The following is a 7,988-nucleotide window of genomic DNA, read 5'->3' on the forward strand; positions in this document are numbered from 1 at the left end:
CATTATCTTTAAAGATGATGCAGCTTCAGTCGGGATATCCTTAGATTCTAATGTTAGTATTCCTTGCTTTTGAAAGGATTTATAAGAGGTATTCTACTCTTTTTTCAACCGTTATACTGTTTTATACTTGTGAAATGCAAGAGACATGATTTTGATTGATTCATTATAAGAAAGGGGGAAATAAAAGCATTTTACGATGGGATTCCTGTTTAAGGCCAAAATTATAAATTAATGTGCAGAGTACTATATTTTGCGTTGTTTTCTATAGATGATGTTGGAAAACTGAATAGGAGAGCTGAAAAAAGAGGTACTTTTAAAGCAAGATTGTGATTTCCGTTGTACGGATGTGTAGGGGGGTATCCCATGAAAGCGGATGGGTGGCTTTGTATGGTGGAGGAGAGTGTTGTTTTTTCGCATCATATTCTCTTTAAAAATTAAAAAATGTTTAAAATTAAAAAAATGATTGAAATGAGAAAGGATTCGTTTTATAGGATGCCTTGCCCAAAGTCGCACGTGCCTGTGGGTGTCCGCTGGTTCTCAAATGGTGAGATTAACCGGTACGGTACCTGGAACTAACCGCTCCAGTCACTCTTACAGCCAATTGTAAGAATGAGGACATCTTGAAGCAACGACGGTGCGGGCCTTTCTGGTGTCTTCCAGCTGTCCAAATGCTGGGATAACTATAGAGGCACACCTCATTGCCTTCAGTGCGGAAGTGGTTTTCTCAACTCCAATCAAAAAGGCAGATAAAATAGAATGACGCGGCCTTCGCGCTGTTCTTTCGCTGCATGCAATGCTAATTTCTGGTTTTTGGTGATCAGAATGGGGATGGTTGTTGTGTGTTTTTTGTCCTTTGGCTTTTGGCAGTTTTGGCTGTCCAAGCATAGAGTGGGGGAACTTTCCCTCAAGGAGAATTGCAGATGGCAACGCAACGTATTCGCGATTTTCTTGCAACACATCGTTCTGAAGGTCCATGCTTAATTGTTGACCTTGATGTGGTTCGTGACAACTATTTAAATTTTGAGAAAGCTCTGCCACAGTCTCGTATTTTTTACGCAATAAAGGCGAATCCAGCCCCTGAAATCTTGTGCTTGCTAAGTTCTTTAGGATCTTCTTTTGATGCGGCTTCTGTTGCAGAAATTGAAATGGCTTTAAAAGCAGGGGCAACCCCAGAGCGTATTTCTTTTGGGAATACGATTAAAAAAGAGCGTGATATCGCGCAAGCCTATGCATTGGGCGTTTCACTTTATGCGGTTGATTGTATTGAAGAAGTGGAAAAAATTGCGCGGGCGGCTCCAGGAGTGCGTGTTTTTTGCCGAGTTCTTACCGATGGAAAAGGTGCAGAGTGGCCATTGTCACGCAAATTTGGTTGTGTTCCTGCTATGGCGGTTGATGTGCTAAAGCGCGCGCACCAATTAGGTTTGCAAGCCTATGGTGTTTCTTTTCATGTTGGCTCTCAGCAGGTTGATCTGAGTGCGTGGGATCGTGCTTTATCGGATGCTGCTACCGTTTTTAAAAATTTGGAACAAGAAGGTATTTCATTGAAGTTGGTGAATATGGGGGGTGGTTTTCCAACGCGTTATTTGAAAGATGTTCCTACAGAACAAGTTTATGGTACGGCAGTTTTTGATTCATTAAAAAAGCATTTTGGTAACCGTATCCCTGAGACGATTATTGAGCCAGGGCGTGCAATGGTTGGCAATGCTGGTGTTATTCGCACAGAAGTTGTTCTGATCTCTAAAAAAGCTGACAATGATAATGTCCGATGGGTTTATCTTGATATTGGGAAATTTAATGGTCTTGCTGAAACTATGGATGAAGCCATTCGTTATCCTATTGAGACCCCGCATGATGATAAGGTTATGGAGCCTTGTATTTTGGCTGGACCAACATGCGATTCGGCAGATGTTCTCTATGAAAAAACACCTTATCCGCTTCCTTTATCTCTAACGATTGGAGATAAGATATTGATCCATGGAACGGGAGCTTACACAACAACTTACGCATCTGTCGCCTTTAATGGTTTTGAACCTTTACGATCGTATGTGATCTGAGATTTGCTTTTAACTGTAAGTTTTTTTAGATTTTTTGCTATGCTCATCATTGCGCTATAAGAGGGTGGATCATTAAGATGAACATGATTAATTTTCAAACAAAAAATGGGGCATGTTTTACACTTTCATTGGAGCAAGAAGCAGACAAGCCTTATCGAGAAATTTTGCTTGATGCAACGATGGGGCATGGACGTAAACGTAAATCATCAGAGGCTTTACGTCGTGGTCGGTTAGCGGCTCAAGAGCTTTCTTTTGTGGTGAAAAATGCGCTTGGTGAGCTTGTGGGGAGTGTCCGTCTTTGGCATGTTTCTTTTTTTAAAGAAAAAAATGAAACACAACATGCTTTGCTTTTGGGACCTTTGGCTGTTGCAGCTGAATGTGCTGGTATGGGAATAGGATCAATTTTAGTCCGTCATGCAATTGAAACAGCCAAAAAATTAGGATATGGCGCTATTTTATTGGTAGGAGATTTTGAATTTTATCAACGTTTTGGTTTTTCAAATCGCTTAACAGAAAATTTGGCAATGCCTGGTCCTTATGAAAAACATCGTTTTCAAGCCTTGGAACTGATACCACACTATCTTTCTGGATGTTATGGCACTTTGGTTGCTCGTGGAGAACGAGAAGTTTCTAAACGTTTTCAGCATCATAAAGTGGCTTGAAGATTGTATTTATTTCGTTTTTCAACAGTGCGAGAATTGAGAGAAGTGCATTCGCTGGTGCCAAAGTATTTGTACAAAGTTTTGGGGCGTTGTTTTGCAGTTATGTTATATGGCTTTTTTATGGAGCTGGTTTCTTATTTTTGATCGTTGCAGTTAGGTCGTAGGAATATATTTAAAGCTCATTTTTTGAAATAGTGTCCTATTTCATCATATTGAAAGAAACCGAATTCTTGAGTGATTTGGGATGCTTTCGCTCTGGTATCATCATAAAATTTCAGCTCTCCATAGCATTGGTCAATCTTGTATTGAGGCGGTTTTACTCTTTTTAAAACAGTTTTTATTTCCCTGCTTGTGAGGGGCCAAGGGAATGGTTTTGAGTGATTCATCATAAATAGTTTTCAAAGAGGAAATTGCGATATTCGGATTGCTCATTATAATATGTAAAATGATAAATTATATTTGTAAATCAACGTATTATGACAACGAGAGCTTCTTTAAATTTTTCATATCAGAAATGATTACTTGCCTATCGGTAAAAAGATATTGGAAGCATTTCTATAAGTGTTTGGGGAGATTCAACACAAAAGAATGCGTGTCTTTGAGAGGTTAAACAAGTGTGTAGACGTTTATATTAAAGATGAGACTGCTGTCGTTAACAGCGCCCATGCTTTAAGGGTATAGAAGGTGGTCATTCATTGATCAATTTTATTCAAAAAGAGCAATATTTTGAGAAATTTTATGCGATTTTAGCACGAGTTGAGTGATCGGGCAGAAAGATATGCCACGGTAGAATCAAAATTGTAGGGATGAGATTATTTAGAAGAGCATAAAAAAATAAAATTACATGTTTGAAAGCTTCTAAAAAAACATATTCTTACTTCTTTTACTATAAAGATAATGTTTCTCAATGGGTATGAGAGTGTCGAATACCGGATTCTCATTTCAAGTTTCGCATGCAGAATCAAAAAATCGTCATTCTATACATCATATTGTAAAGAAAATGGGGACTTAAATAAAAATCAAAAAGATCATCAATCTTTTATGAAATACTTTAAAGAAGAGGGGACCATGGAGGGTAGGAAAAGAGAATAGTGATCCCTTCTCGTAAATTTAAAAAGAGTGAAGTGCACAGAATCTTACAGGATCGTTTTATAAGAACAGTAGCATAAAATAGATTGCCAGAAAGATGAGAGATTTCACATGACATGGGCAAATATTCTTTTAATGATTGTTCTGCCCTATGGTGAGAAATCAAAGATCTTATAAAAAGAGCTGCTTTATTTCTATGGTGTAGAGCACTTTAGATAAGATCTTAGTTGATTATATCATTCTCCTCTAAAACAATTTTTCATGTGAGAAGTTATTTTTTAATGCTCAAATAGCATGCATTGAAAAAAAATTTTTATCAGAAGAATCATTTAGAATCACGTGTTGATTCATATTGTCTATTGAGAAGAGATAAAGTGAAAAGAAATCGAAGAAAGTGATAAAGATAAAAAGCATTCTTCAATTTTAATTAAGTTTAGTGATTTGGTGGAGAATCAGTGAGGGGCGGTATCTTTTTGAGAAAAATGGTCATAAATGTCAAAAGACCAAAGATAATGGTTATAATAAAGAAAATATCACTAAAAGCCATAATCATTGCTTGTATGCGTGCCATACCAGACAATTGAGAAAGAGCAAGCGTATACGAATCAAAGGTTTCTGTCTTGAAAAATAAAGTAAACTTTGAAAGCATTTCAGTTGCTTGTCTGTTTGCGTAGTTCAGCGTTTCGGCGATTCGTTCGTAATGGAAGTCTGTGCGTTTTGTCATGAGAGTGCTGATAATGGCAAGCCCTACAGCTCCACCCAGATTCCGTGTGAGATTAAAAAGTCCAGAAGCATTTTGCATGCGTTCTGGCGGCAGTGTTCCTAAGGCAATGTTATTAACAGGAACCATACATAACATTACAGAAGCACCACGGAAAACTTGTGGCCAAAAGAGTTGCCAAAAATCCCAGTTGTCTGTGATAGAACTCGCCATCCAAGTTCCTATTGCAAAGCCTAAAAGTCCTATCGCCATCATCAAACGTGCATCCATTCGTGCGGAAAGATATCCGGCAAGAGGTGCCGTTAATAACATGACAAATCCTGAAAGAAACAATGTTTCTCCAATCATCAGCGCATCATAATGACGAATTTGGCCCAAATAGACAGGATAAAGATATGTGAGCCCATAAAGGCCTATTCCCAAAGAAAAGGAAAAAATTGATGCAGCAGAAAAATTAAAATTAGAAAAGGTCGTAAGATCAACAATAGGCTCTTTTGCGGTAAATGCGCGCCAGAAGAAGAGGGCGGCAGACAAGATCATGATAATGAATAAGTCCCGAATCAGCCGATCATTTAGCCAATCATGACGTGCGCCTTCTTCTAGGACATACTCTAAAGTTCCTAGAAAAACAGCCATAGAAATGAGTCCCAACCAGTCAAATTTAGCCATGAGAGATGGATTTGCTTTATCAAAATCAATCAATTTCCACGCGAGAATTGAAATAATAATCCCAAAAGGCACATTGATGAGAAAAAGCCAATGCCATGATAAGAGATGGCAGAGATAACCGCCGACCGTTGGACCAATAGTGGGGGCTAACGTTGCGACTAGTCCAACAATAGGGGTAACAATTGGGCGTTTGGAAGGAGGAAAAAGAACATAAGAGGCGACAAAAACGCTTGGAATAATTCCTCCACCAATAAAACCTTGCAATGCACGATAGATAATCATCTCTCCAATAGATGTTGCTGTTGCACAAAGAACAGAAGTAATCGTAAACCCGATCGCTGATATGGTGAAGAAAACGCGTGTTGAAAGCAATCTTCCTAAGAACCCAGAAAGGGGTAACATGATGACTTCAGCAATGAGATAGGAGGTTTGAACCCATGAAATCTCTTCAGAGCTTGCAGCAAGACCAGCTTGAACTTCAGCTAAAGAGGAGGCAACGATTTGTATATCCAAAATCGCCATGAACATACCAAAGGCCATAACGATGAAAATCACAATGTTACGGATTTCTATGCGCTCTTGAGACTGTATGGGCTTTGGCATTGAAGATGTCATAATAATGAGGTCATTTACTTGTTATTATAAGAGGTTTTTATCTTGTGGTTTTGTCCGTGTATCAACTTCTACTGAAACACTCATTCCTGCCCGGATATGTCCGGTCTTTAAGATTTCCTCTGGAATAGAAATACGTACCGGAATGCGTTGGACAATCTTTGTAAAGTTACCAGTCGCGTTTTGTGGAGGAAGAAGAGAAAAAACAGCACCTGTTGCGGGCGAAATAGAAAGCACTGTTCCTGTAAAGACATCCTTTTCGAAGGCATCAACAGAAATATAAGCCTTTTGTCCCGCATGAATATTTTGCAACTGTGTTTCTTTATAGTTTGCTTCAATATAAAGCGCATGGATGGGGACTAACGCTGCAAGACGTTGGCCATTGACAACAAAATCTCCCGTTTTTGCTGTTAAATTTCCTATAATTCCATCAAATGGTGCGCGTATAATGGTTGAATCAAGATCACGTTGTGCTTTTTCACGCGAAAGTTCTAAACTCTTTGTTTGGCTTTCTGTTTCATTTCGTTGTGCTTCGAGCACTTGGATATTGGCGTGTGCTGCGGCGATTTGTGCATCCGCTCTATTAACATTTGCGATAGCTTGTTCATAAGCTGATTTGGCATCATCAACACCAGATTGAGGAGCATAACGGTTCGCTTTCAATTCTGTAATGCGTTTTAAGGTGAGTTGTGCATTGGTTGCTATGGCGGAAGCGGCTGCTTTTTGCGCTTTTGCATCATCTAAGCTACTGTGAGCAGCTGTAATTTGTGCATCAATGCGTAAAAGTGTTTTTTTCTGTGTATTAAGACGCGCTTTTGTTTGATCCAAGGCTATTTGATAATCACCATTGTCTAAGTAAAATAAAACATCGTCCTTTTTTACGACTTGGTTGGCTTTAATCGCAATTTTTTCAATATATCCGTTTAATTTGGGCGCAATAGCTGCGATATCTCCTTGCACATAGGCATCTTCAGTGGCTAGCATATAACGCCAATGTGTTATCCACTTATAGCCAAACCAAAGTACAAAAAGTGCAAAGACGATAAAAAGAGCCTTGATTATTTTTTTTTGTTTCGTTTTATCGAGGTTTTTTGTTGAAAAAATTGTCTCAGATACGGACATGATTTATACTTCCAATATTTATGTTCCAACGCGTATAATAAGCCTATCACGACAGGGTAGGGTGATATACATGCAAGGGCGATAAGAGCTTTTCAAACAATAAGTCAATCTTTGACACATAATGCTAAACATATAAACTTGCAAGTTAGAGGTCTTACTTTGTTGCGCATTTTTTGCAAAGACCTCGTACTTCTAGAGTGCTTTTGTGTGCTTGGAAGTCAACAGCTTGAACCATTTGTTTTAAACTCGATACAATCATTTGATTTTGTATTTCATTGACTGTGCCACAGTTTTCGCAAATGATGAAAGTTGTAAGTTCGTGTTGACACTTTTCAGGATGTAAACAGACCATAAAGGCGTTTACACTTTCAAGACGATGAATACACTTTAATTGTACGAGCTTTTCTAACGCACGATAAACCTGGAGAGGCGCACGAAAACCTTCTTCGCGTAATTGGTCAAGAATCGCATAAGCACTTAAAGGCCCTTTTGCATTCTTTAAAGTGTTCAAAACCAATGTTTGGTTACGCGTTAGTTTAGATGACATTGACATCTTCCTTTTGCTCTCATGGAAAAGCATAAAGCGTGTAAGATGTTTATGCAATGGTGATGATAGAATATGTAGTCTGTCTTTTAGTCTTTTACATGATATGCGTCGTGATATTTAAGGACAGTTATAACCGTTGTGAGAGGAGGGGGGACTTATGGTCTAAGAGCAGCCGTTATTTTGCAAGAAACTTTCATGCAATTCGTCTTTATTATTGATAGGCCTGGTCTGTTTATGTTTTTTTAGAAGCGTGCTGTTTCTTTGATAATGTTTTGAGCTTTCAAGTTTAAAATTTGTTTATTTTTAGTGTAATAGATTAGAATACAACCTGTTGTATTGCTATTTTATTTTTGAAAAAAAGTCAAAAATGATATTGACTCTTTTGTTGAAAGAGTACTATATACGCTGAGTAACGAGAGCGGTTTCTGCTTGCGATGGTTGGTTTTGCTCTTGTTTTATGGACTAAGAATTATCATATACGCGGTGTTTTGCCTTTTAGGTTTTTATTTTGC

The 7,988-nt window shown here is 38.3% G+C and carries 5 protein-coding genes; 2 read left to right on the forward strand and 3 right to left on the reverse strand.

What is annotated here, in order from left to right:
• Window positions 1-920: 920 nt before the first annotated feature.
• Window positions 921-2,054 (forward strand): type III PLP-dependent enzyme, encoded by a 1,134-nt coding sequence (locus tag PVV57_RS07595; RefSeq protein WP_273719255.1) that lies wholly within the window; start codon window positions 921-923, stop codon window positions 2,052-2,054.
• 77 nt (window positions 2,055-2,131) lie between these two features.
• Entirely contained in the window at window positions 2,132-2,716 is a 585-nt protein-coding gene (locus tag PVV57_RS07600; protein WP_273719256.1) for a GNAT family N-acetyltransferase, read from the forward strand.
• Between the two features lie 1,522 nt (window positions 2,717-4,238).
• Here the strand turns inward: PVV57_RS07600 and PVV57_RS07605 are convergent.
• The 3 genes from PVV57_RS07605 to PVV57_RS07615 form a co-directional block, all read right to left on the reverse strand.
• A complete protein-coding gene (locus PVV57_RS07605; protein ID WP_273719257.1) occupies window positions 4,239-5,810 on the reverse strand; it encodes a DHA2 family efflux MFS transporter permease subunit in 1,572 nt (523 codons plus the stop codon).
• A 24-nt stretch (window positions 5,811-5,834) separates the two neighbouring features.
• Window positions 5,835-6,929, reverse strand: coding sequence for an HlyD family secretion protein (locus tag PVV57_RS07610; protein ID WP_273719258.1), 1,095 nt, complete (start codon window positions 6,927-6,929; stop codon window positions 5,835-5,837).
• 154 nt (window positions 6,930-7,083) lie between these two features.
• Window positions 7,084-7,476, reverse strand: a complete 393-nt coding sequence (locus PVV57_RS07615; RefSeq protein WP_273719259.1) for a Fur family transcriptional regulator — start codon at window positions 7,474-7,476, stop codon at window positions 7,084-7,086.
• Window positions 7,477-7,988: the final 512 nt, after the last annotated feature.

Origin of the sequence: Bartonella sp. AU15XJBT (genome assembly GCF_028618615.1) — a bacterium.
Lineage (GTDB): Bacteria > Pseudomonadota > Alphaproteobacteria > Rhizobiales > Rhizobiaceae > Bartonella.